We start from the raw sequence: 23,330 nt of genomic DNA, 5'->3' as shown, positions 1-23,330 counted from the left end.
CTTGCCGCTCGGGGCTAGACTTTCTTGTACAGCTGACTGCCTTCCTGCTTGAACCGCTCGGCCTGTTCGGCCAGGCCTTTGGCGACGTCCACGTCGACCGCGTCGATGCGTTGGTTGGCCGCGTACTCGCGGACTTCCTGGGTGATCTTCATCGAGCAGAATTTCGGCCCGCACATCGAGCAGAAATGCGCGACCTTGGCCGAGTCCTTCGGCAGGGTTTCGTCGTGATAGGAACGTGCGGTGTCCGGGTCCAGGCCGAGATTGAACTGGTCTTCCCAGCGGAATTCGAAACGCGCCTTGCTCAGTGCGTTGTCGCGGATCTGCGCGCCCGGGTGTCCCTTGGCCAGGTCCGCTGCGTGCGCGGCGATCTTGTAGGTGATGATCCCGGTTTTCACGTCATCCTTGTTCGGCAGGCCCAAGTGCTCCTTCGGCGTGACGTAGCAGAGCATCGCGCAACCGAACCAGCCGATCATCGCCGCGCCGATACCCGAGGTGATGTGGTCGTAGCCCGGCGCAATGTCGGTAGTCAACGGGCCGAGGGTGTAGAACGGCGCCTCGTCGCAGCATTCGAGCTGCTTGTCCATGTTCTCTTTGATCAACTGCATCGGCACGTGGCCCGGACCTTCGATCATGCATTGCACGTCGTGCTTCCAGGCAATCTTGGTCAGTTCGCCGAGGGTTTCCAGTTCGCCGAACTGCGCTTCGTCGTTGGCGTCGGCAATCGAGCCCGGACGCAGGCCATCGCCCAGCGAGAAGCTGACGTCGTAGGCCTTCATGATTTCGCAGATTTCGTCGAAGTGGGTGTAGAGGAAGTTCTCTTTGTGGTGCGCCAGGCACCACTTGGCCATGATCGAACCACCACGGGAGACGATGCCGGTGACGCGTTTGGCAGTCAGCGGCACGTAACGCAGGAGCACGCCGGCGTGAATGGTGAAGTAGTCGACACCCTGCTCGGCCTGTTCGATCAGGGTGTCGCGGAACAGCTCCCAGGTCAGGTCTTCCGCGACGCCGTTGACCTTCTCCAGCGCCTGATAGATCGGCACAGTACCGATCGGCACCGGCGAGTTGCGGATGATCCACTCGCGGGTTTCGTGAATGTGTTTGCCGGTGGACAGGTCCATCACGGTGTCCGAGCCCCAGCGAATGCCCCAGGTCAGTTTCGCCACTTCTTCTTCGATCGAAGAGCCCAGGGCACTGTTGCCGATGTTGCCGTTGATCTTCACCAGGAAGTTACGGCCGATGATCATCGGTTCCAGTTCGACGTGGTTGATGTTGGCCGGAATGATTGCGCGGCCACGGGCGATTTCTTCGCGGACGAATTCAGCGGTGATTTCTTGCGGAATGCTTGCGCCGAAGCTGTGGCCGGCGTGTTGCTGCTTGAGCAGGCCGGCCGCGCGGGCTTCTTGCAGCTTCATGTTTTCGCGGATGGCAACGTATTCCATCTCGGCGGTGATGATGCCTTTGCGCGCGTAGTGCATCTGGCTGACGTTGGCCCCGGCCTTGGCGCGGCGCGGGTTGTTGACGTGGGCAAAGCGCAGTTTGGTCAGTTCGGCATCGGCCAGACGCTGTTGGCCGAAGTTCGAGCTCAGGCCCGGCAGGCGCTCGGTATCGCCACGGTCATCGATCCACGCTGAACGCACATCGGCCAGACCTTTGCGCACATCGATGACCACGTTCGGATCGGTGTAAGGGCCGGAGGTGTCGTAGACCGTGACCGGGGCGTTGATCTCGCCGCCGAAATCGGTCGGGGTTACATCGAGGCTGATTTCGCGCATCGGTACGCGAATGTCCGGGCGCGAGCCCTGAACGTAGACTTTTTGCGAACGGGTGAACGGCTTGACCGATTGCTCGTCGACCTTGGCCGAGTCACTCAGGTTGATCGCGCTTTTTTCTTTTGTTGTCATCACGGGCTCTCCAGACAGCATCCAGCAGTGGATTGTCGGAGCAGAACCTGAATGGCACGGACGCACCAGGACCGGTGCTGTGCATTCGTCATGAGCGTTCGATTGTCGAACAATATCCCGGACGAAGCACAAGAGGACTCGCCGGGTGACGAGAAATCTTGTTCCCTACGCAGGCGCTAACCTGATCAGGTTCAACGGGATCCGAAATTATTCGATCTCAGCCTCACAGCAAGGCACCCCGACAAGAACCCGGCCAGTCTAGACACAACCATCGAGGAACGCCAACACCGCAGCAAACGCCATGATGAATGGCGTAAATACACTGGCAGCCCGATTGTTGCCGGAGCAATGCGCAACTACACTCGCTGGGCCTGCTCAGCCTTGACGCTGTGCGGGCTGCGCCTTACCTTTGGCGCCCGGATTACTTCCATAATATTCATGCTAGGGATCGCCTCATGCTGCGCAAACTTTCATTGGCTGTTGCCGTGTCCTGTGCGTCCAACACAATGGCCTGGGCAGCGGAAGCACCCTTGTCGACCAAAACCGATCTGGTCAGCGTCTATCAGGAAGCGGTCGACAACAACGCCGACCTCGCGGCGGCCCGCGCCCAGTATGGCGCGCAGAAAGAAGTGGTGCCCCAGGCCCGCGCCGGTCTGCTGCCGAACCTGTCCGGTGGCGCCGAAGTCGCCGACGTGCGCACCTCGATCGACCAGCCTTCGGCCATCGCCAACCGCAGCGCGCATTCCTATCAGGCGACCCTCGCGCAGCCGCTGTTCCGCGCCGATCGCTGGTTCCAGTATCAAGCAGCCAAGGACGTCAACGAACAGGCCGCGCTGCAACTGTCGGCGACCGAACAGAACCTGATCCTGCAATCGGCCGAGAGCTACTTCAACGTGCTGCGCAGCCAGGACAATCTGGCCTCGACCAAGGCTGAAGAAGCGGCGTTCAAACGTCAGCTCGACCAGTCCAACGAGCGCTTCGATGTCGGCCTCTCGGACAAGACCGACGTGCTGCAATCGCAAGCCAGTTACGACACCGCGCGAGCCAACCGCATCGTCGCCCAGCGTCAGGTCGATGATGCGTTCCAGGCGTTGATTACCCTGACCAACCGTCAGTACAACTCGATTCAGGGCATCGTACATACGCTGCCGATCCTGCCGCCGGCGCCCAACGATGCAAAATCCTGGGTCGACACGGCGGCGCGGCAGAACCTCAATCTGCTCGCCAGCAACTACGCGGTCAGCTCCGCCGAGCAGACGCTCAAGCAGCGCAAGGCCGGCCACTTGCCCACCCTCGACGCCGTGGCGAAATACGAGAAAGGCGACAACGACGCCCTCGGCTTCGCCAACCCCAACTCGTTCGGCGCGCCCTACGGCGGCAACGTCGAGCAGAGCACGCTGGGCCTGCAACTGAACATCCCGATCTACAGCGGCGGCCTGACCAGTTCGCAAGTGCGCCAGTCCTATGCACAACTGGATCAGAGCGAACAACAGCGCGAATCCCTGCGCCGGCAAGTGGTGGAAAACACCCGCAATCTGCACCGCGCGGTGAACACCGACGTCGAGCAGGTGCAGGCGCGTCGCCAGTCGATCATCTCCAACCAGAGCGCCGTGGAAGCCACGGAAATCGGTTATCAGGTCGGCACACGCAACATCGTTGACGTGCTCGACGCGCAGCGCCAGCTGTACACCTCGGTGCGCAACTACAACAACACCCGCTACGACTACATCCTCGACAACCTGCGCCTGAAGCAGGCAGCGGGAACGCTCAACCCGGGTGATCTGGAAGATCTGCGGCGCTATCTGAAAGCCGACTACAACCCGGACAAGGACTTCCTGCCGCCGGATCTGGCATCGGCGGCTGAAGCGCAGCTCAAGGCCCGGCCTTAAGCGTTAAAAACAAAAGATCGCAGCCTTCGGCAGCTCCTACAGGGAAATGCATTCCAACTGTAGGAGCTGCCGAAGGCTGCGATCTTTTTGCTTACTTGATCAATCTGCCCAAGCTATCCAGCAGCCGCTGCAACGCGCCCTGATTACGGCGCATCACCGCCAGCCCGGCCTCGGCCATGCGCTGCGCATCACGTGGCAGTTCGAACAAGCGCTGCACCTCGACTGCGAGGCCTTCGGCATCATCCACTTCGGCCAACGCCCCGGCTTCGCGCAATTGCGCGGCGATGTCGAGGAAGTTGAACAGGTGCGGGCCGCTGAGCACCGGTTTCGCCAGGGCGGCGGGTTCGAGCAGGTTGTGCCCGCCGTTCGGCACCAGACTGCCGCCGACAAAAGCGCTGTCGGCCAAGGCATAGAGAAACAGCAGTTCGCCCATGGTGTCGCCGAGCAGCACGCTCGTCTGCGCATCGACATTAGCCCCGGTCGAGCGACGTACCGTGGCGAAACCTTCGCGCTGGCACAAGTCGAACACCGAATTGAAGCGCTCGGGATGACGCGGTACCAGAATCAGCAGCGCATCGGGATGACGGCCCAGCAAACGCCGATGGGCGTCGAGCACCACTTCGTCTTCGCCTTCGTGAGTGCTCGCGGCGATCCATACCGGGCGATCCTGCGCCTGCCACTGGCTGCGCAGTTCCGTTGCGCGTTGCAGCAGTTGCGGGTCGATCGTCAGGTCGAACTTGATCGAACCGGTGACGTCGACAGTTTCAGCCCGCGCGCCGAGATCACGAAAGCGCTGGGCCTCGGCTTCGGTCTGTACGGCCAGCAAACTCATTTCGGCGAGCATCGGCGCAGTGAGTTTGCTGAAGCGGCCATAGCCTTTGGCCGAACGCTGCGACAACCGTCCATTGGCCAGCGCCACCGGAATCCCGCGCTTGGCACATTGATGAATATGGTTGGGCCACAACTCGGTTTCCATGATCACCGCAAGCCTGGGCTGCACGCGATCAAGAAAGCGTGCCGCTGCGCAAGGCAAGTCGTACGGCAAATAGCAATGCTGGATGCGCGGCTCGTTGGCGAAAAGCGCCTGAATCCGCTCCGAACCGGTCGGGGTCATGCAGGTCACGGTGATCGGCAGCGCCGGATAGCGTTCCAGCAGCGCGCGGATCATCGGCGCAGCGGCAATGCTTTCGCCCACCGACACCGCGTGCACCCAAATGCCGCCGGGCTGCAACGCCGGCATGCCATAAGTGAAGCGCTCGCCAATGCGTCTGGCATACGCCGGCGCCTTGCGCGCGCGCAGCCACAGCCGAATCGCCACCAATGGCAGCCCCAGGTAAAACAGCGCGGTGTAGAGAGTTCTATTCATGGCGGCGGAGTTTATCGGCTTTTGTCGCCGATCGCCCGCAAGTGCACGGCAAAACGTTCTGCCAGCCAGCGCGCGGCGGGGCCGAGCGGTTCGTCGCGACGCCAGACCAGTTCCACCACCAGCGCCGGCGGCGTCCATTCACTGTCGAGCTCAATCATCTGGCCCTGATACGCCGAGTACTGCACAACGTGACGCGGCAACCAGGCCCAGCCGAGATCGCGCACCAGCCATTCGGACATCACGTAAAAGCTGTCGGCGCGCCACACCTGCGGGCTGGCCGGCTCGTTGCCGGGATAGACGCTGGTCTGCGTCGACATCAGCAGTTGCCGGTGTTGCGCCAGTTGCTGGCAGGTCACGTAAGGCTGCTGCGCCAGCGGATGATTGACGCCGCAAACCGTAACCATTTCGACCCGGCCCAGTACACGCCGCTCAAGGGCTTCGGGGATTTCATCGTGATAGAACAGCAGGCCGAGATCGGCACGCCGCTCCACCAGTTTGCGCGCGACTTCGCCTTGGGCGGCGCTGGTCAGTTGCACTTCCAGGCTGGGAAACTGCTCGGCCAGCTCGCCGAAACTTTCCACCAGTGCCTGATACGGCATCGCCTCGTCCTGGGCCACCCGCAACTGCGCCTCCTGGCCGCGCAGCATGGCCATCGCGCGGCCGTTGAGGCGCTCGCACTGGCGCAAAACTTCCCGCGCTTCCTCCAGCAACGCCGCGCCCGCCTCGGTGAGCATCGGCTGCCGACCGCTGCTGCGCTCGAACAGGCTTACGCCCAAATCCTCTTCGAGCATCGCAACAGCACTGCTGATCGCCGATTGCGCCTTGCGTTGTCGGCGCGCCACGGCGGAGAAAGACCGCTGTTCAGCGACGTCGACAAATACCCGCAGCTGCTCGAGATTCCATTGCATGCTTGCTTCCAACCCATCTTCAGAACAGATAGGTAATGACTTTACCCCATCTGAGCAATCCCTAGAATGTGGCCCCAGCAAGCAACGATTTATTTGAGGGTCGAAACCATGAACGCTTACGTCTATCTGGCCATCGCCATCTGCGCCGAAGTGATCGCCACCGTTTCGATGAAAGCGGTCAAGGGCTTCAGCACGCCGCTGCCGCTGATCCTGGTGATTGTCGGCTACGCAATCGCATTCTGGATGCTGACGCTGGTGGTGCGCACCGTACCGGTGGGCATTGCCTACGCCGTCTGGGCGGGGATGGGCATTGTCATGGTCAGCGTCGCCGCTCTGTTCATTTACGGGCAGAAGCTCGATGTGCCGGCGATGCTGGGGATGGCGTTGATCGTGCTGGGGGTCGTCGTGATTCAGCTGTTTTCGAAAACTGCCGGGCATTAAAAAGCAGCGGCAAGCTTCAAGCGGCAAGCCGCAAGCATTGCTGATTTGCTGGTCCGGGTTGCAGCTTGCAGCTTGAAGCTTGAAACTTGCGGCTTCTTCAACTCTGAGGTCGCTGCATGCCATCCGTTATTTCCACCGACGTTCTGATTGTCGGCGCTGGTGTCGCCGGCCTCTGGCTGAATGCGCGCCTGCGCGGTCAGGGTTTTTCGACCGTGCTGGTGGAAAGCGCCAGCCTCGGTGGCGGGCAGAGCGTGAAGTCCCAGGGCATCATCCATGGCGGCGCCAAGTACGCGCTGCACGGCGCGCTGACCGGCGCCTCGGAAGCCATCGCCGACATGCCGCGCCGCTGGCGCGAGGCGCTGGCCGGTAGTGGCGAGCTGGACTTGTCCGGCGTGCGCCTGTTGTCCGAAGCCCATTACCTGTGGTCGCCAGGCACTTTGGCCGGCAACCTCACCAGTTTCTTCGCCAGTAAAGCTGTGCGTGGCCGGGTCGATCAGGTCAAGGGCGACGAACTGCCGCTGGCCCTGCAAGACAAGCGCTTCAAGGGCAAGGTCTATCGCCTCGCCGAACTGGTGGTGGATGTCCCGAGCCTGATCCAGCGTTTGGCCGAGCTGGCCGGTGACGGTCTGCTCGCCGGGCAGGTCATCGAGCCACTGCTGGAAGCCGGCGTGCTGGTCGGCCTGAAAGTCGATGACCGTGAGATCCGCGCCCAGCGCATCGTCCTCAGCGCCGGCGCCGGCACGGCCGAACTGCTTGAAGCGTTGGGCCTCAGTCGTCCCGCCATGCAGCGCCGCCCCCTGCACATGATCCTCGCCAAAGGTCCCGGCTTGAAACCGCTGTACGCGCACTGCCTGGGCGGCGGCACCAAGCCGCGCATCACCGTGACCACGCATCCGGCGGCTGATGGCCAGTGGGTCTGGTACATGGGCGGCGACATTGCCGAAAGCGAAGGCGTGGCCCGCGAGCCGGCCGAACAGATCGCCACCGCGCAAAAGGAAATCGCCCAGCTGCTGCCGTGGATCGACCTCAGCACCACGCAATGGGCGACCCTGCGCGTCGATCGCGCCGAGCCGCTGCAAACCGGCCTGACCCGCCCGGACAACGCGTTCCTCGCCGAGGAAGGTCGCTTGCTCGTCGGCTGGCCGACCAAACTGGCACTGGCGCCAGACTTCGCCGACCGCGTTATCGCCTCGCTGCAACGCGACGGCATCCAGCCGCAGGCGACTGAACCGCTGCCGCCATTGCCGAAACCGCCGCTCGGCGTACCCGCGTGGGAGCAACTGCTGCCATGACCATCGCCACTCTGCACGAACTGCATCGCCCACTGGGCAGTACCGGCCTGTCGGTTTCGCCGCTGGGCCTGGGTACGGTCAAACTCGGCCGCGATCAAGGGGTGAAATACCCCAACGGCTTTCAGATTCCCGGCGATGACGAGGCGCGCATGCTGCTGCGCCAGGCGCGGGATCTGGGCATCAACCTGATCGACACGGCACCGGCCTATGGTCGCAGCGAAGAACGCCTCGGCCCGCTGCTGCGCGGCCAGCGACAGGATTGGGTGATTGTCAGCAAGGTCGGCGAAGAGTTTGCCGATGGCGTGTCGCGCCACGACTTCAGCGCTGCGCACACGCGAATGTCGGTCGAGCGCAGCCTGCAACGTCTGGAAACGGATTTTATCGATCTGGTTCTGGTGCACTCGGACGGCAACGACATGGCCATCCTCGAGCACCAAGAGGTCTACGCCACCCTCGCGGCGCTGAAGGCCGAGGGCAAGATTCGCGGCTTCGGTTTTTCCGGCAAAACCGTCGAAGGCGGCTTGAAAGCGCTGGAGCAAGGCGACTGCGCGATGGTCACCTACAATCTGAACGAACAAAACGAAAAGGCAGTCATTGACTATGCTGCTGCCCACGGCAAAGCCATTCTGGTGAAAAAAGCCCTGGCCAGCGGTCATGTCTGCCTGAGTCCTGGAGTCGATCCGGTGCGCGCCAGCTTCGAGTTGCTGTTCACTCAACCCGGCGTCGCCAGTGCTATTGTCGGCACGATCAATCCGCTGCACCTCGCCCATAACGTAGCGACCGTTGCCCAGGTCCTGCGTAGTCACTGACGCCGCCCCGCGGCCTTAAGCCAGGAGCCGATATGCCGCGCACGCTCATCCGCAAGAACCCGAGCAACTTCAAGACACTGCCACTGTTCGTCGAAGCGACGCCCGAAGGCCTGAGCTATCAGAGCGTCGGCATGCCGCTGAACTTCGCCCAGACCCTGCAACGGCGCAAGCCTGTCAGCGTTGCCGACAGCGAACGCTTTGCCGTGGAGCTGGCCAACCTCGGCGTCTCCGTGCGCCTGACCCTGCATTGGCAGAACCGCGATTACTGGGTGCTGGTGCGCCAGCGTCGCCAGGATCGCGGTGACGTGGTACTGAAGCTGATTTCCGGCTACGTGCCGGCCCATGAGTTGAACATTCCGCTGCACACGGCGATTCAGGAAATTGCCGAAGAGTGCCTGCTGGAAACCCCGGAAGGCTGGCTCGGCGGGCGCTTCAACGACACCTGGTTGCCAGCGCCCTACTCTGCCGCGCTGCATTATCGCGAGGCGCTGCCGTTTCGCCTGACACCGCTGTCCGGTTCGGCACGGCCGGTGCGCTGCGCCAATCTGCAACTGCTGGAGCGGCCACGGGCATACGTGCATCTACCGACCGCGTCGCTGCAATTGATCTACGATTTGCGCTTGGAAGTGCCCAAGGAAGCCAAATCGCTGAGCCTGTTTCATGTCGATGAACGCTTGGAAGGAGATCAGTTGGTCGCGCGTCTCGACCGCAAACGTCCTGACCTGTATTTGATGCCGCTCAAGGACGGCGCGCCAACCGCCGAGCTGTTCACCCTCAAACGCGACAAGCTGATACCGGCCAGCACTCGCGGCATTCACCTGGCGGAGAGCTTCGCTACGCAACAAGGCTGGGTCGTGCACGACGAACGCATTCGCTGGAAGGACTGGCTGGTGCAACAGGGTCTGACACCGGCGAAAGCGCCACGTACCGGCCTCAAGCAGTTGAGCATCAAGGCACTGCGCCTGGTCGGACTGGGCAGGAAACGCGCGAGCCGCTAGCGGCGGCGATCCCACCAGGTGCGCAACTTCGCGAAGAAATGGAAGTAACGGTTTTCGCGCTTGCCCATGCCACGCTTGGGGGAGAAAGACTCTTCGGCAAATGCGCCGGTGATGCGCACGCGCGACGCCTGGATCGGCAATGTGCAGACCTTGGCGCCTGCCTCGAGCAGGGCGTATTTGAGCAAGCGCTCGGAGTGCAGCTTGCGGCCGGTCGCCTTGCAGAAATCGAAGATGCGTTCGATGCGTTTGCCGTACGCAACGTAGGTGTCGCGCCCGCATACGGCGAAACGGTCATTCAGACCGCCCCACCACTGCCAGTCCGGAATATAGACGTTGTGCCGTCGCGCTTCTGCGTGGTTGAACAGGTAGCCTGGCAGCGCGGTGTGAAAGAAATTGTCCGGCCGCACAAACACCACGAAGTCGGGATCGAACGATTCGATCTCGCTGGTGACCGTATGCAAGGAGTTCAACTGATAGATCAGGTTGCGCAGCGATGCATAGTCATCGGCCCAGGTGTCACCCTGTGCCTTGACCCGCTCGAAATCCCAGCGCTCCAGCACGCCTTCGGTCGAGGTCAGCGCGCCGGTCATGGATTCGAAGGGTTGATAGTTGTCAGCAGCCAGTTCGCCTCTCTCTCCCGAGCGCGAGTTTTGCACTTCGTCGACTTTATACAGATGATAAAAGCACTTCACCTCGCTGTCCGCAGGCAACTGCGCCAGTACGTTCTGTTCGATTGAAGGGAAGCAGATCGGCGAATTTCTCGGAATCCCGAAAAACGCCACGGCAATTTTCACCACTCGATTGCACCTATGAAGAAATGATTCGGCCCGGCAGGCACCTGATTGCGGCGTCGCTTATTGGCGCTTGAACAGTTTCTGCCACCAGCGCCGAGGCCGCAGCGCTACGACTATCACATCGGACTTTTGCAACCAGTCCCGCTCGTAATCCCAGGCATGACCGCCCCACAGCTTCCCGGCCTCGTTGGAGAAGCCCAAAGTCATCAACTGATAGGTGTAACCGACATGCCCGCGCAGCCAGTCGAACAGCACCAGCGTGTTGAAGCCGGTGGAGGGGCCGACGTAGTGCTTGCCGCCCGGGCGGTCGACCGGGTAATTCCATAGCGGCGGCAACGGAATGCGATCCCAGTACATCGCAACGCGCGGCAATGGGCACATCGGTGCCGCGCAGCCCACCAGCATGGTGAAGCAGCGATCACCCGCGCGGTCGAACAGTCGCTGTACGTCCTGGCTGCAAGGCAGCCCGAAAAAATAGGCGTCCGGCGCGTTGTAGCCGTGCACGAAGACATTGACGCTTTGCTCATTGAGCAGCGTCGCCTTGATGCAGTGATTAAAACTGACGACGACGTCGTCAGCGCCGATATTCAGCGCCGCGAAGTCGGCTGCGCTAATGGCTGGGTTATTGGCGATCAGCACCACTCGGGCGGCGCGGCTCAGGCATTCGCGCAGTGCGTCGGGCAAGGCCTGCACCACCGACTGATCGCCACCGGGCAGCGCATCCAGCGCCATGTATTCGTCCGTCATTCAGGCCGGCACCTTCATGCCATAACGCAATTTCACCCAGAACCGAGTGAACGCCGACGGTGGCTGCCATGGACGCATCTCGCGCTGTATGGCTTCGGCGAGCGCCTGGCCGACCCGGGCAAACGAATAGCGACTTTCGGCGAACGCCTGGCCGTTGCTGGCGATACGTTGCGCCAGCTCGGGGTCGTCCTGCAGCATCTTGATTTTCGCCACCGCCTCGTCTTCGCTGCGATAAAACACGGTGTTGTGCATGTCTTCGAAACCGAGCAAGCGGTCTTCTTCGCCCTGGCTCCAGGCCAGCAGCACACAGCCGCACGCCATGGCCTCGAAGTTCTTGATCATGAACTCGTTCATGCCGATATCGGCGCTGACGAAGACTTTGATGCGATTGAGCGTTTCGAGATATTCCGCTCCGGACTTGGTGCGGGTCACGAGCATGCCGGTGCGCCGGGAGAGGGACTCGAGCATGGCCTTGCGCTCGGCGTACTCGGTGCTTTTCAGGCTGCCGAGAAAACCAATCGGGATGTCGCGCTCGACGCCGGTGTTGTGCAGCATCTGCTCGTCGTAGCCTTTGGAGACGAACACCGTATCGATGCCTTCAGCGAGCATCTTGCGCGCAACTACCGCGCCGGAAACCAGCGCCCGGCAGCTCGGCAATCGGCTATACAAGCGCGAGTAAACACCACGATATTTACTGGCGGGCATGTAGTTCTGGTAGGCGTCATGCTCCAGAAAGACCAGGCCGGGAATGCATTTGAGCACGCGTAATTGAGGCGCCAGACGTTTGACCCGGGAGAAAATCACCACACGGTCAAAGGTCTGGTAATCGACCGAAGCCAGAAACGCTCCGAGGTTCATCTGCTGCTGTTTGCTCAAACGGTAGATGAAACATTCATCGCAGTTCTGCTGAACGATGTCATAGAGCCGGTCGAGAATGACCCGCTGCTCGTCCATCACCAGAAGCATGACTTTCATAGATTAATCGACCACGTAACGTAGGCAGGCAAGCGCAGCGGATCCAAACCTGCCTACATCAGCGGAAACGATGAAATCCCCAAGGCAAAATCCGTTCACACGCGGTACACAACGGCAAAAACTCATCTGATCAGCGACTGCGTATTTTTTCGACAATCGCGGTCGTTGAGCTGTTTTCCACCAGCCCCAACACTTTCACGGTACCGCCGTAAGCGGTGACGATATCAGCGCCGACAACCTGATCGATGCCGTAATCGCCGCCCTTGACCAGCACATCAGGCTTGACCTCACGTAGCAGGTTCTCAGGCGTGCCTTCCGGGAAACTGATGACCCAGTCCACGGCACCGAGACCAGCGAGAACGGCCATGCGGCGGTCGACGCTGTTGATCGGCCGGCCTGGACCTTTCAGGCGACTGACCGAGGCATCGTCGTTGACCGCGACAATCAGTCGATCGCCTTGCGCTCGTGCCTGTTCAAGATAAGTCACATGACCGGCGTGGAGGATATCGAAGCAGCCGTTGGTGAAGACAATTCGTTCGTTATGCGCACGGGCGTCGGCGACAGCCAGCACCAACTGCTCAAGGCCCAGCACACCACGCTCGGAGCCTTCCTCGCGCTGAATCGCGCGACGCAGTTCCGGGGCGCTGATCGCTGCGGTACCGAGCTTGCCGACGACAATGCCCGCCGCCAGATTGGCCAGCGCCACCGCGTGCGGCAGTTCTTCGCCCGCCGCTATGGCCGCTGCCAAAGTGGAAATCACCGTATCGCCCGCACCGGTCACGTCGAAGACTTCCCGTGCACGGGCAGGCAAGTGCAGTGCTGGATGATCGGGCCGCAACAGCGTCATGCCGTGTTCGCCACGGGTGACGAGCAGCGCCCCGAGATCGAGATCATGCATCAGCGCTGCACCCTTGCTGACGAGCTCGTGCTCGTCAACGCAACCACCAACGATGGCTTCGAATTCGCTCAGGTTCGGCGTGATCAGGCTGGCGCCACGATAGATGGAAAAGTCCTTGCCCTTCGGATCAGCCAGTACCGGGATGTTTTTCGCCCGTGCCGCCTGAATCAGCGCCTGATGGTTTTTCAGCGCGCCTTTGCCGTAATCGGAAAGGACCAGCACCTTGATGCCCTCAAGCAGGTCGTCGACCTGGGAGCCAAGCGCCAAAGCGTCGGTGGCAAAGGGCTCTTCGAAGTCGATACGCAGCAATTGCTGGTGCCGACTCATGACCCGCAGCTTGACGATGGTCGGCTGGTGCGCAATGCGCTGGAACAATGCGCGTACGCCGGCGCCCTTGAGACTGTTGCTCAGGCTGTCGGCGGCTTCGTCATCACCTGTCACACCGACCAACGAAGCCGGTGCACCCAGCGCGGCAATGTTCAAGGCAACGTTCGCGGCACCGCCTGGACGATCTTCGATCTGCTCGACCTTGACCACCGGCACTGGCGCCTCAGGGGAAATCCGTGAGGTTCCGCCATGCCAGTAACGGTCGAGCATGACATCGCCGACCACCAAGACAGGGGCTTGATCGAAACGCGGCATGGACAACTTCATGGAGCAACCCACATACAAAATGAACAGGGGCGCGATATTAACACAGGGTAAAGCGCCGTCCGCCTCAATCTGAAAGGTCGCGGACCCAGAACAGTTCGTGGCGGCGAACAGCCTTGCGGAAAAACTCGTTACTGCCTGTGACAGGCCAGCGACGTCCGGCAAGCACCTGTTGAATGACGCGACGCAACTGCCGCTTGATTCCGAGCGGGCCCTGCAGGTCATGCTCCATGGCCAGCGCCATGGCCTTGTCCAACTGCACGTCCGCTGACAGCAGCGGACTCCACAAACGGTCGGACGGCAACGGTTCGATCGCCGGCGGCAGCGCAATCCCCCCTCCAGCCGGGCCCATTGGCCAACGATCATTGTCATGCAGGTGGTTAGCGTACATCAGCAAGGTCGACGGCTTCCACGTACTGGCGGCGATGGCTTCGAGCAGGGCACGGGTGGAAGCGACGTGGTCGCTGTGCGGATCCAGTTCGGGATGCGGAGTGACGACGACTTCGGGGCGAAAGTGCTCGAGCAATTGCCGTATATCGCCGACCAGATTGATCCAGGTCGGCGCGCCATCGCCATCGCCCGGCAGGTCGAACGGATTGTGCTGACGGACAGTGCGCACATCATTTTCGCCGGATTCCCGCGAGCAGAATGAGGTGTTCGGCTCTTCGGCCATCGCTGGCAATTGCAGGCAGTAGTAGCCCAGCTGTACACAACGACTGGCCGGAACCCCGCCCCACAACGGAATGCTCAGGCTGTCCCAACTACGCAGGCGACCTTTCAAACGAGCAGCCTGAGCCTTGTCCAGCCCGAGGCGCTGAAAATCTTCGGCTTCGATTTCGCCCTGGGTCAGGGTGACGATGCTTGCCTCTGCGCAGCGACTGTAGAGCCCGAACGCTGCCAGCTCGGCATCATCGGCGTGGGGCGCGATGACCATCACCCGTTGCTGCGCGTAATCGGGATTGCTCATGACCCACAGCGTGCCACTGGAACTCAGCGTGCAATGCCGACCACGCAATGTCAGCGCGTTTTCGCCAAGCGCCGCGGCTTGCCCGGACAGATTGAGAAAGCGCCGCCCGCCGACGCCACGCTCGAAATCCTGGCGATCGTTACCCAGCTCGACATAAGGATCCCGCCAGCGGCCGAGCCACGTGGCTTTGATCTGAAGCTCCAGCAGCAGCGTTTCTCCCGGCGCCAGCGGCTCGCTCAGATGCACGATACCGCCATCCAGTTTCACGGCGTGACGCGCCGTATCGCTGGGAAACTGGTACTGATAGTCGTCGCTTGCGCGATAGAACAGATGGTCGGCAAACCATGCTTCGTGCGCCACCCACGCCAACACCAGCAGCACCGGCACCAGCCACCAGCCCAACAGGAAGCCGGCCGCCAACAGCACGAGCAGGAACGCGACGAGGAACAAGCGCTTGCTGCGTCGATGGGCCTTGAGGAGCTGTTGCTTGCGAGCAGTCATGGTTTCAGACCTTGTAGACGGGCACCGTGTGGCACCAGCGATCCTTGTATTCGCGGTCGGCACGGCCGAACGAATAGCGCAGCGTCTTGCCCAGTGCCTGAGCATCCGCCCAGGCCTGCTGGGTGTTGACGAAACTCAATACACTGCCGGGGCTGAACTCGCGGCTTTGCGGATCGACGCCGCCATTGACGTATTCCAGCGATACCCACTGCGGCGCTTCGACACGGTAGAGAATCTGAATGGCGACCGGCGCCGACTCGAGCATCACAACCGAACCGGTCATGAACTCGCGCAGCAGCGTGAAGACTTCGACAAGTCCGGCCTTGCCGGGCACTTCGAAGCCCCAGCGCCGCTGGAACAGATCGCCATAAGCGGTGGCCTGCTCCTGTGGTGTCAAGTCGGACATCGGCACCAGCGAACCGCCCGCCTCTTCCAGCAGACGCTGTTCGCGACGCTGGTTGTAACGAAACTTCTTCGAGTAATCCTCAGGCAGCCGCGCAAGTGCCAGCCCTTCGGGCTGGGTTCGGAGGGTGCTGATCTGCCCGGCGTTGAGTTGCGACACGTAAGCCATGCGCTGGCGAACCGGAACCACGACATCCGCAGCAATCGGCAGAATCAGCTCAGCGTTGCCCATGTCCAGCAGCCCGCGCTTGCCCTCGCGCTTGAGCACTTCTTTGGACAGCGCGGCATGTTTTCCCCAGCAAGCAACAGCCGCGACGACTTCGCCGTCAACGATCCAGCCCAGGTAATGCAGCTTGATGCCGACAAACGTCGACAACCGCTCCACCACTTCGGGATGAGTTGCAAAACTGCCACCGAAGCGCTGCCAGGCCTGTGCGTAGGCCGCGTGATCAATCTCGCTCCAGCCGCGCTCTCGCCAGGCGCGAAATGCCGTCAGCATAGGTCGGTCACGTGGGTCGGTTGCGGCTCATCGCCTTCTTCGAATTCCTTCGCATGCAAGCGTGCGTAATAGCCATTCTGCGCCAGAAGCTGGGTATGAGTGCCGCGTTCGACAATCTTGCCTTCGTCCATGACCAGAATCAGATCAGCCTTTTCGATCGTGCTCAGGCGGTGAGCGATCACCAGCGTTGTGCGGTTTTGCACAACATGGTCGAGAGCCGCCTGGATATGCCGTTCCGATTCGGTATCGAGGGCCGAGGTGGCCTCATCGAGAATCAGCAGCGGCGCGTCCTTGAGCAATGCCCGCGCAATGGCAATGCGCTGCCGCTGGCCGCCGGACAGCAACACGCCATTCTCGCCGACCAGCGTCTCGTAGCCCTGCGGCATTTTGATGATGAACTCATCGGCGTAGGCTTCGGTGGCCGCGCGCTTGACCTCTTCGAACGGCGCCCCCGCCAGATCGCCGTAAGCGATGTTATTGGTCACCGTGTCGTTGAACAGCGTGACCTGCTGGGTCACCAGGGCGATCTGCCGACGCAGGCTGCGCATGGTGAAGTCCTGGACTTGCACGTCATCGAGCAGAATCTGTCCGTGCTCGTGCTGATAAAAGCGCGGTATCAGACCGGCCAGGGTGGATTTGCCACTGCCGGAACGCCCCACCAACGCAACCATCTGGCCTGGCTCGACAACGAAACTGATATCGTCGAGAACTTTCTTTTCACTGTCGGGATAACTGAAGCTGAGGTTGCGAACTTCCAGCCGCCCCTCGAGACGGTCGCGCTCGACCGTGCCGTGATCGACTTCTGCCGGCTCGTCCAGCTGCTCAAAAATACTCTCCGCACCGGCCACACCCTTCTGGATTGTCGAGCTGACTTCGGAGAGCTGACGAATCGGTTTCGGCAGCAGGCCGGCCATGGTGATGTAGGCCACCAGATCACCAGGCGATGCATCGCCACGAAGGTACAGGACCAGAAACATCACCACCGCCATGGCGCTATACGTCACCAATTGCAGCATCGGCGTATACACCGCGCCGGTCTTGGTCATCGTCAGTTGCTTGTCGGTGTTGCTCTGGCTGGCGTCGCGGAAGCGGACCTTTTCGTAAGTTTCGCCACCAAAGCTGCGCACTACGCGGTAACCATGAATCGTCTCGGACGCCACATGCGTGACGTTGCCCATCGACACCTGAATCTTTTTGCTCTGCTTGCGGAATTTCTTGCTGGTGCTGCTCACCATCAGACCAATCACCGGCAGGATGGCGACCATCACCAGAGTCAGCTTCCAGTTCATCCACAACAGGGTGCAGAACAGGAAAATCACGGTCATGCCTTCGCGGATCACCACTTTGATCGCGTCGGTGGCAGCGCCGGTGACCATCGTCACGTTGAAGGTGATACGGGAAATCAGGTGGCCGGAGTTATTCTTGTCGAAATAGCTGTTGGGCAGATCCAGCAGCTTGTTGAAAAGTACCACGCGCAGGTCATGCACCAGGCCCAGAGAGACCCGCGCCAGAAAGTAGTTGCCCAGATACGAACCGACGCCTTGCCACACGGCAATCAGCACGATCAACAACGGCACGCTCTCGAGCAATTGCAACTTGCCAAGGTAGGGATTGCCGGGGAACAGACTGGCCTCAGGATTGGCCAGGCCATCGACGAAATACTTGAGGATGTAAGCGAGCATCGGTTGGGTCGATGCGAAGATCAGGAAGCCGACGATACTCAGGATGAACAGGCCGGCGTAGGGACGCACGTAAGCCAAAAGGCGGAAATAGATCGCCAGCGTTGACTGGGCTTTCGGTTCAGGACTGCTCATGGGAATCCGCGTAAATCAGTGAGGCGGCGATGATATCACAGGCCCTTTTGCGCCGATAAACATCACCGGACGCCAGCCTTTGGCCAAGTCGGTTAAGATAGCCGGCTCACGATGGGGAGTCAGGCATGCAATCGATTGATCACAGCACTTACGAGGCACTGCGCAAGGGTGCTCAGGTACTCGAAGCCGACGGTTCCGGCGACAAGGTGCTCAGGTTGGCCGACGGTCGCATGCTCAAACTGTTTCGCCGCAAACGCCTGCTGAGTTCGGCGCTGTTCTTTCCCTACGCCCAGCGCTTCGCCAACAACACCAGAGCGTTACAGCAGCGCGGCATCCTCTGCCCAGACGTCATCGCGGTTTACCGTATTCCGAGCATTCAGCGCGATGGCGTGTATTACGCTCCGCTGGCGGGCGAAACCGTACGGCAATTGCAGGGCACGCCCGAAGGGGCCGAGACGTTGCGCGCTCAGTTGGGCGCGTTCATTGCGCAACTGCACGAAAAAGGCGTGTATTTCCGGTCCCTGCACTTCGGCAATGTCGTGCAGACGCCGCAGAATCAGCTCGGATTGATCGACATCGCCGACCTGCGCTGCCAGAGGCGCGCTCTGAGCGACAGCAAGCGACTGCGCAACTTCGCCCACTTGCTCCGCTACAAACAAGACCGGCAATGGCTGCTCGGCGCCGACGCCGGGCAGGCTTTCCTGGAAGGTTATCGCCAGGCGCTGCCGAGCAAGCGACAAGCTGCGCTGATCGAACGCCTGCGCCTGCTGCTGGGCTGACGTCTAACGGCCGATCACCAGAATCGTTGCGCCCTTGCGGTTGGCGAAGCGCTCGATGATGCGCATCTTGTGCGCCACCAGCCACTCGCTCAGCCACGGCTCATCACCCTTCCCCTCGATCAGGAAATAGCGATACTCATCGGCGTGCTCCGGCGACATCGCCTGTTCACGCGTGAGCGTAGGCAGGACATAACCGCGCCCCGCGTAATAGCTGATCCGACCGTCTTCGAACCAGGCGCTGGCCTCAGGCTCAACGTGCGCGGACATCCAGCGCCCGGCTGCCACGTAATGGGTCTTGCCTGCGCCAGTCGAAATCACATTCGACAGCATCACCAGTAACGCTGCCACGACCAGTACTTTGGTCCAGCGCGGAAACTGCCGGGCAAATGCCGCCAGCCCCATCGCCAGTACCGGTACGAAGAGCAAATTAAGGAAACTCAGATACCGGGCGTTCATGAACTGCTGCTTGATGAAAAACAGCATCAGCACGACGAGATACAGCAGTGCTGCCCAGGCGAACGGACGATAGTCTCGCCAGTAAACCCCCAAGACACCCCAGTTGCGACGCAGGACAAATGGCGCAGCGAACGGCCCCATCAGCTTGACGAATGTGATCATCATCGTCGCCAGCAGCCCGAAAAACACGATACGCCCGGCTTCATCCTGGGAGTACTTGTTGATCAGCGAGTTGCCAAACTGTTCAGACAGCATCTGAAACGACTGGTAGACGCCCTGCGGTGCAATCATGTCCAGATACAGGAGGAAGCGCGCCGACATGAAAAACCCGAAGGCCGATGCAACCAGCAGCCCCACCACCGGCAACAGAGCAAACTGCAGCAAACGCGTGCGCTGACCGGAGCGCCACAGCCCCGGCAATTGCCACAGACCCAGCGCTGGCAATAACAGCAATGCTTCCAGCCGGAACAGCGCCGCAGCCACAATAGCCAGGTGAATCAGGCCGGCTCTGAGCCAACCGCCCAGGGCCTGCCAACGCAGCGCCTGCCACAATGCCAGCGTGCAGAAAAACCAGAAACCGCATTCACGGATGATGTCATTTCGAAAGGCGTTGACCGCGGGCATTGCCAGCACAACCAGGCATGCCCAGCCAGCAAGCTGTGGCGAGCGTCGGCGAATACAATCGACCATCAGGGCACTGGTGCCGGCGAAAAACAGGCCGCACCAGAGATAGGCGCTCAACTCCAGCGGCAACAAAAGAAAGCGATGGGTCAAAGCCAGAAGAATGGAGAACCACGGCCAGTCGAAATGCACCCAGGCCACGTCGGCCCCGTGCAAGACAACCTGATGGGCAATATCGATATACAGCGCGGCATCGCGACCGACCGTTGCGGTACCCCACACGGCGATCAATGAAAGGAGAATGCTTGCCCAGAACGCGACACTGACCGGTCGCTCATTGATTAGCCGAGCTGCCTTGACCGCCCATTTACTATCCGTACCTTTCACCCAGCCCCCTCAACATCACGCGCCACAGGTACGCAAATAACAACAGACAGATTTATCGAAACAGCAGGCGCAAGGCTTTGCGCATGTAAGACCAACGCCCGAGAGTGCGCCAGTCGGCACGTAGCGCCTGCATGTAAAATGTTTTCGCCAATGCGTATTCGCCATGCGAATAGCAATCTCGAAACAATGACAGGCATCGTTGAGCGAGATATGCCTGACGCAAATCGTGAAACTCTCGCGGCATCCGCTGACTGGAAAAAACCTCAGCTACCACCTGCTCGGCACCCGCCGCCAGGCTCTGGCGCAAATCATGGCGCATGCTGTCGGCGTGCTTGTAAATGAGCGCCAGTGGCTGCTCGATCACCGTGCAAGGAAAGCGCGCCAGCACTTGGGCGAATACCGGCAAATCCTCAACGTTGCGCAGATGCTCGGGATAGTTGCCCGGCGCGAATACATCACGATGCATTGCGCAAGCCCCGTTGGAGATCGACACCGTCTTGTCCAGCAGATAGCCCCTGACCCGCTGGCGCAACGTTGCCGGCAGTGGTTTGACAGCCTGCAGGCTGCGCTTGCCACCGGAGAAGACCGACCAATGAGCGCCGATGATCATCCGCGTTTCAGGGTGACTGGCGATGTGTTGCGATAACGCCGCCAGAGCCCCGGGAGCCATCTCGTCATCTGCGTCAAGAAAGACTAGAAACTGCCCGGTGGCTTCCTCTATCCCGCGATTGCGCACGCAAGACAATCCGCCGTTGCTTTGGCGTATGGCACGAAAACGCCCGGCATGTTCGGCCAGCAACGCTTGCACCACTTCAGGCGTCGCGTCAGTGGACCCGTCATCAATTACCAGCAGATCCGCCTTCGCTTCATGCAACTGCGCCAGCACCGACTCCACCGCACGCGGCAGCGATCTGGCGTAGTTGTATGCGGGGATCACGACGCTGATCAATGTTTCAGTCAAGACCGTTTCCTTGCACGCCGTCTTTGACGACAAGAATATCTTCCATGATCAGATACTGCAGGTCAGAACCGAAAAACATGTTCAGCGCATCGGTCGGCGAACAGATCATTGGCTCGCCACGACGGTTGAGCGACGTGTTCAGCGATACGCCATTGCCGGTCAGGTCTTCCAGCGCCTTCATCATGTCGTAGTAGCGCGGATTGTATTCACGCTTGAGGACCTGGGCCCGGGACGTACCGTCCTCATGGACGACTTCCGGCACACGGGCCTTCCATTCTTCGGCCACTTCGAAAGTGAAGGTCATGAACGGCGCCGGATGATCGATCTTGATCATCTGTGGCGCAACAGTGTCGAGCATCGACGGGCAGAAAGGCCTCCAGCGCTCGCGGAACTTGATCTGATGGTTGATGCGGTCCGCTACACCGGGAATGCTCGGGCAACCGATGATCGAACGTCCACCCAATGCGCGCGGGCCGAATTCCATGCGCCCCTGGAACCAGGCCACCGGGTTGCCTTCGACCATGATTTTGGCAATTTCTTGCGGCATGTTGTCGAGCTTGCGCCAGGTCGGCTTGTTCTCGTGACGGGCACACGCGGCAATCACGTCTTCGTTGCTGTAAGACGGACCGAGGTAGACGTGTTCCATCTTCTCGACCGGCACGCCACGGGCGTGCGACACGTAGGCTGCTGCGCCGACTGCGGTGCCGGCATCGCCAGACGCAGGCTGCACGAACAACTCCTTGATGTCGTCGCGGGCGATGATTTTCTGGTTCAGCTTGACGTTCAGCGCACAGCCACCGGCGAAAGCCAGTTTGCCGGTTTCCTTGAGCACATCGCCCAGGTAGTGGTCGATCATTTGCAACGCGAGTTTTTCGAACAGCGCCTGCATGCTGGCGGCGTAATGAATGTACGGCTCGTCGGCGATATCACCTTCGCGTTTGGGCCCCAGCCACTCGATCAGCTTCGGCGAGAAATAAAAACCCTTGCCCTTTTCTTTATAACGACGCAGGCCGATGACGTTGGCGTAGTCGGTGTTGATCACCAGTTCGCCATTCTCGAACGAGGCCAGACGCGAGAAATCGTACTTGCTGGCATCGCCGTACGGCGCCATGCCCATGACCTTGAACTCGCCGTCGAGCATTTCAAAACCGAGGAATTCGGTGATCGCACCGTACAGTCCACCGAGGGAATCGGGGTCGAAGAATTCCTTGATCTTGTGGATCTTGCCGTTTTCGCCATAGCCGAAGAAGGTCGTGGCGTATTCGCCCTTGCCATCGATGCCGAGAATCGCGGTTTTCTCTTTGAAACCCGAGCAGTGATAGGCACTGGAAGCGTGTGCCAGGTGGTGCTCGACCGGCTCGATCTTGATTTTCTTCGGATCGAAGCCCAACTGCTCGAGGCACCAGACGATCTTGTTGCGATAGCGTTTGTAGCGACGGTTGCCCATCAGGATTGCATCGAGGGCGCGATCCGGGGCGTACCAATAGCGCTTGGCGTAATGCCAGCGGGCCTTGCCGAACAGGCTGATCGGGGCGAATGGAATCGCCACCACGTCAACATCGGACGGTTTGATGCCGGCTTGCTCGAGGCAGAATTTCGCCGATTCGTAGGGCATGCGGTTCTTTGCATGTTTATCGCGTACGAAGCGCTCTTCTTCAGCCGCCGCGACCAGCTTGCCGTCGATGTACAAGGCTGCGGAAGGATCATGGCTAAGGGCGCCGGACAGGCCAAGAATCGTCAATGCCACAGGGGTCTAGCCTCTTTAGTCTGCATGCAGGCGCGATGCGCCTTGAAAATTGATGTGCCCTCGCGCGGAGCGAGTGACAGCTAAAGGGCGGGATTATAGCGTAAACATGACGGGAATTACCTTGTGCGAATTGCCACCTGCACGATTGGTCCGAATCAGCAGGTTGAACGACTCAATAGCCGTCCCTGCGCCAGTAAATACTCAGATTTGAATCGGTAATCTGCCGATAGACCGTGTAAGGCAGCGAAAGCGTATCGAACACGGCGGACAGCGGTAGATCGAGCAACACGAAGGGCGCCAGCATACCGGTAGGATCGGGCGGCGCATTCAAAGTGCAAAAATCAAAGGCCAGGCCACTGTAGATGCGCGGAATCGACTGGCAGTAGGTCTTCTTTCTGCGCAAGTCACGGGCAGCATCGGCGTCGTCCTGTAAAACGGTCGAGACACTGCCACAGCCTGAGAGAATCGAAGACATTAAACCCAGCGTCAGAATTTTTTTCAGGCTCAAGATTCGCCCTCCAAGA

Annotated in this window: 20 protein-coding genes and 1 riboswitch; of the genes, 6 read left to right on the top strand and 14 right to left on the bottom strand. The window is 60.5% G+C overall.

What is annotated here, in order from left to right; all coding sequences use genetic code 11:
• Positions 1-14 precede the first annotated feature (14 nt).
• Positions 15-1,904, bottom strand: coding sequence for a phosphomethylpyrimidine synthase ThiC (gene thiC, locus AB4N53_RS22320; RefSeq protein WP_460123347.1), 1,890 nt, complete (start codon positions 1,902-1,904; stop codon positions 15-17).
• A 145-nt stretch (positions 1,905-2,049) separates the two neighbouring features.
• Positions 2,050-2,155: riboswitch (TPP riboswitch) on the bottom strand.
• Between the two features lie 204 nt (positions 2,156-2,359).
• On the opposite strand from thiC, the gene AB4N53_RS22315 reads away from it, so the two are divergent.
• Complete coding sequence (locus AB4N53_RS22315) at positions 2,360-3,793, top strand: TolC family outer membrane protein (RefSeq protein WP_016771977.1); 1,434 nt, start codon at positions 2,360-2,362, stop codon at positions 3,791-3,793.
• Positions 3,794-3,884: 91 nt separating this feature from the next.
• On the opposite strand, the gene waaA is transcribed toward AB4N53_RS22315, so the two are convergent.
• Complete coding sequence (gene waaA / locus AB4N53_RS22310; RefSeq protein WP_460123344.1) at positions 3,885-5,159, bottom strand: lipid IV(A) 3-deoxy-D-manno-octulosonic acid transferase; 1,275 nt, start codon at positions 5,157-5,159, stop codon at positions 3,885-3,887.
• 11 nt (positions 5,160-5,170) lie between these two features.
• Positions 5,171-6,067, bottom strand: coding sequence for a LysR family transcriptional regulator (locus AB4N53_RS22305; RefSeq protein WP_460123341.1), 897 nt, complete (start codon positions 6,065-6,067; stop codon positions 5,171-5,173).
• Positions 6,068-6,175: 108 nt separating this feature from the next.
• On the opposite strand from AB4N53_RS22305, the gene AB4N53_RS22300 reads away from it, so the two are divergent.
• The 4 genes from AB4N53_RS22300 to AB4N53_RS22285 all read left to right on the top strand — a co-directional run bounded on the left by AB4N53_RS22300 (position 6,176) and on the right by AB4N53_RS22285 (position 9,607).
• Entirely contained in the window at positions 6,176-6,508 is a 333-nt protein-coding gene (locus AB4N53_RS22300) for a DMT family transporter (protein WP_460123338.1), read from the top strand.
• A gap of 116 nt (positions 6,509-6,624) precedes the next feature.
• Positions 6,625-7,800 carry an NAD(P)/FAD-dependent oxidoreductase gene (locus AB4N53_RS22295; RefSeq protein ID WP_460123335.1) on the top strand — a complete coding sequence of 392 codons (1,176 nt, stop codon included), beginning with the start codon at positions 6,625-6,627 and terminating at the stop codon, positions 7,798-7,800.
• The gene (locus tag AB4N53_RS22290; protein ID WP_122601460.1) at positions 7,797-8,609 is read left to right on the top strand and encodes an aldo/keto reductase; all 813 of its coding nucleotides are present in this window, start codon (positions 7,797-7,799) and stop codon (positions 8,607-8,609) included. The genes AB4N53_RS22295 and AB4N53_RS22290 overlap by 4 nt, the downstream gene beginning before the upstream one ends.
• A gap of 32 nt (positions 8,610-8,641) precedes the next feature.
• Positions 8,642-9,607 carry a metal ABC transporter ATPase gene (locus AB4N53_RS22285; RefSeq protein WP_460123332.1) on the top strand — a complete coding sequence of 322 codons (966 nt, stop codon included), beginning with the start codon at positions 8,642-8,644 and terminating at the stop codon, positions 9,605-9,607.
• Here the strand turns inward: AB4N53_RS22285 and AB4N53_RS22280 are convergent.
• From AB4N53_RS22280 to msbA, 7 genes are all read right to left on the bottom strand, one after another.
• On the bottom strand, positions 9,604-10,404 hold the full coding sequence (locus AB4N53_RS22280) for a hypothetical protein (RefSeq protein ID WP_460123329.1): 801 nt from the start codon (positions 10,402-10,404) through the stop codon (positions 9,604-9,606). The two genes, AB4N53_RS22285 and AB4N53_RS22280, sit on opposite strands and share 4 nt — an antisense overlap.
• 57 nt (positions 10,405-10,461) lie before the next feature.
• On the bottom strand, positions 10,462-11,148 hold the full coding sequence (locus AB4N53_RS22275; protein ID WP_460123326.1) for a hypothetical protein: 687 nt from the start codon (positions 11,146-11,148) through the stop codon (positions 10,462-10,464).
• Entirely contained in the window at positions 11,149-12,123 is a 975-nt protein-coding gene (locus AB4N53_RS22270; protein ID WP_460123322.1) for a glycosyltransferase family protein, read from the bottom strand.
• Between the two features lie 130 nt (positions 12,124-12,253).
• Complete coding sequence (hldE, locus tag AB4N53_RS22265; RefSeq protein WP_039756793.1) at positions 12,254-13,675, bottom strand: bifunctional D-glycero-beta-D-manno-heptose-7-phosphate kinase/D-glycero-beta-D-manno-heptose 1-phosphate adenylyltransferase HldE; 1,422 nt, start codon at positions 13,673-13,675, stop codon at positions 12,254-12,256.
• A 64-nt stretch (positions 13,676-13,739) separates the two neighbouring features.
• The gene (locus tag AB4N53_RS22260) at positions 13,740-15,140 is read right to left on the bottom strand and encodes a PIG-L deacetylase family protein (protein ID WP_460123319.1); all 1,401 of its coding nucleotides are present in this window, start codon (positions 15,138-15,140) and stop codon (positions 13,740-13,742) included.
• Between the two features lie 4 nt (positions 15,141-15,144).
• A complete protein-coding gene (locus AB4N53_RS22255) occupies positions 15,145-16,041 on the bottom strand; it encodes a GNAT family N-acetyltransferase (RefSeq protein ID WP_460123316.1) in 897 nt (298 codons plus the stop codon).
• Entirely contained in the window at positions 16,035-17,855 is a 1,821-nt protein-coding gene (gene msbA, locus AB4N53_RS22250; protein WP_460123313.1) for a lipid A export permease/ATP-binding protein MsbA, read from the bottom strand. Before msbA ends, AB4N53_RS22255 begins: the two co-directional genes overlap by 7 nt.
• A gap of 125 nt (positions 17,856-17,980) precedes the next feature.
• Between msbA and AB4N53_RS22245 the strand changes: the two genes are divergently transcribed.
• Complete coding sequence (locus AB4N53_RS22245; RefSeq protein WP_460123310.1) at positions 17,981-18,634, top strand: lipopolysaccharide kinase InaA family protein; 654 nt, start codon at positions 17,981-17,983, stop codon at positions 18,632-18,634.
• Positions 18,635-18,637: 3 nt separating this feature from the next.
• On the opposite strand, the gene AB4N53_RS22240 is transcribed toward AB4N53_RS22245, so the two are convergent.
• The 4 genes from AB4N53_RS22240 to AB4N53_RS22225 form a co-directional block, all read right to left on the bottom strand.
• On the bottom strand, positions 18,638-20,098 hold the full coding sequence (locus AB4N53_RS22240; RefSeq protein ID WP_460123307.1) for a hypothetical protein: 1,461 nt from the start codon (positions 20,096-20,098) through the stop codon (positions 18,638-18,640).
• 52 nt (positions 20,099-20,150) lie between these two features.
• A complete protein-coding gene (locus AB4N53_RS22235; protein ID WP_460123304.1) occupies positions 20,151-21,059 on the bottom strand; it encodes a glycosyltransferase family 2 protein in 909 nt (302 codons plus the stop codon).
• Complete coding sequence (locus AB4N53_RS22230; protein WP_460123301.1) at positions 21,052-22,806, bottom strand: carbamoyltransferase family protein; 1,755 nt, start codon at positions 22,804-22,806, stop codon at positions 21,052-21,054. Before AB4N53_RS22230 ends, AB4N53_RS22235 begins: the two co-directional genes overlap by 8 nt.
• 172 nt (positions 22,807-22,978) lie before the next feature.
• A complete protein-coding gene (locus AB4N53_RS22225) occupies positions 22,979-23,281 on the bottom strand; it encodes a YceK/YidQ family lipoprotein (RefSeq protein ID WP_460125234.1) in 303 nt (100 codons plus the stop codon).
• Positions 23,282-23,330: the final 49 nt, after the last annotated feature.

It is taken from the genome of Pseudomonas sp. H3_E04 (assembly GCF_054668915.1).
The sequence above is the reverse complement of the archived record's forward strand: the minus strand, read 5'-3'. Positions and strand labels throughout refer to the sequence as shown.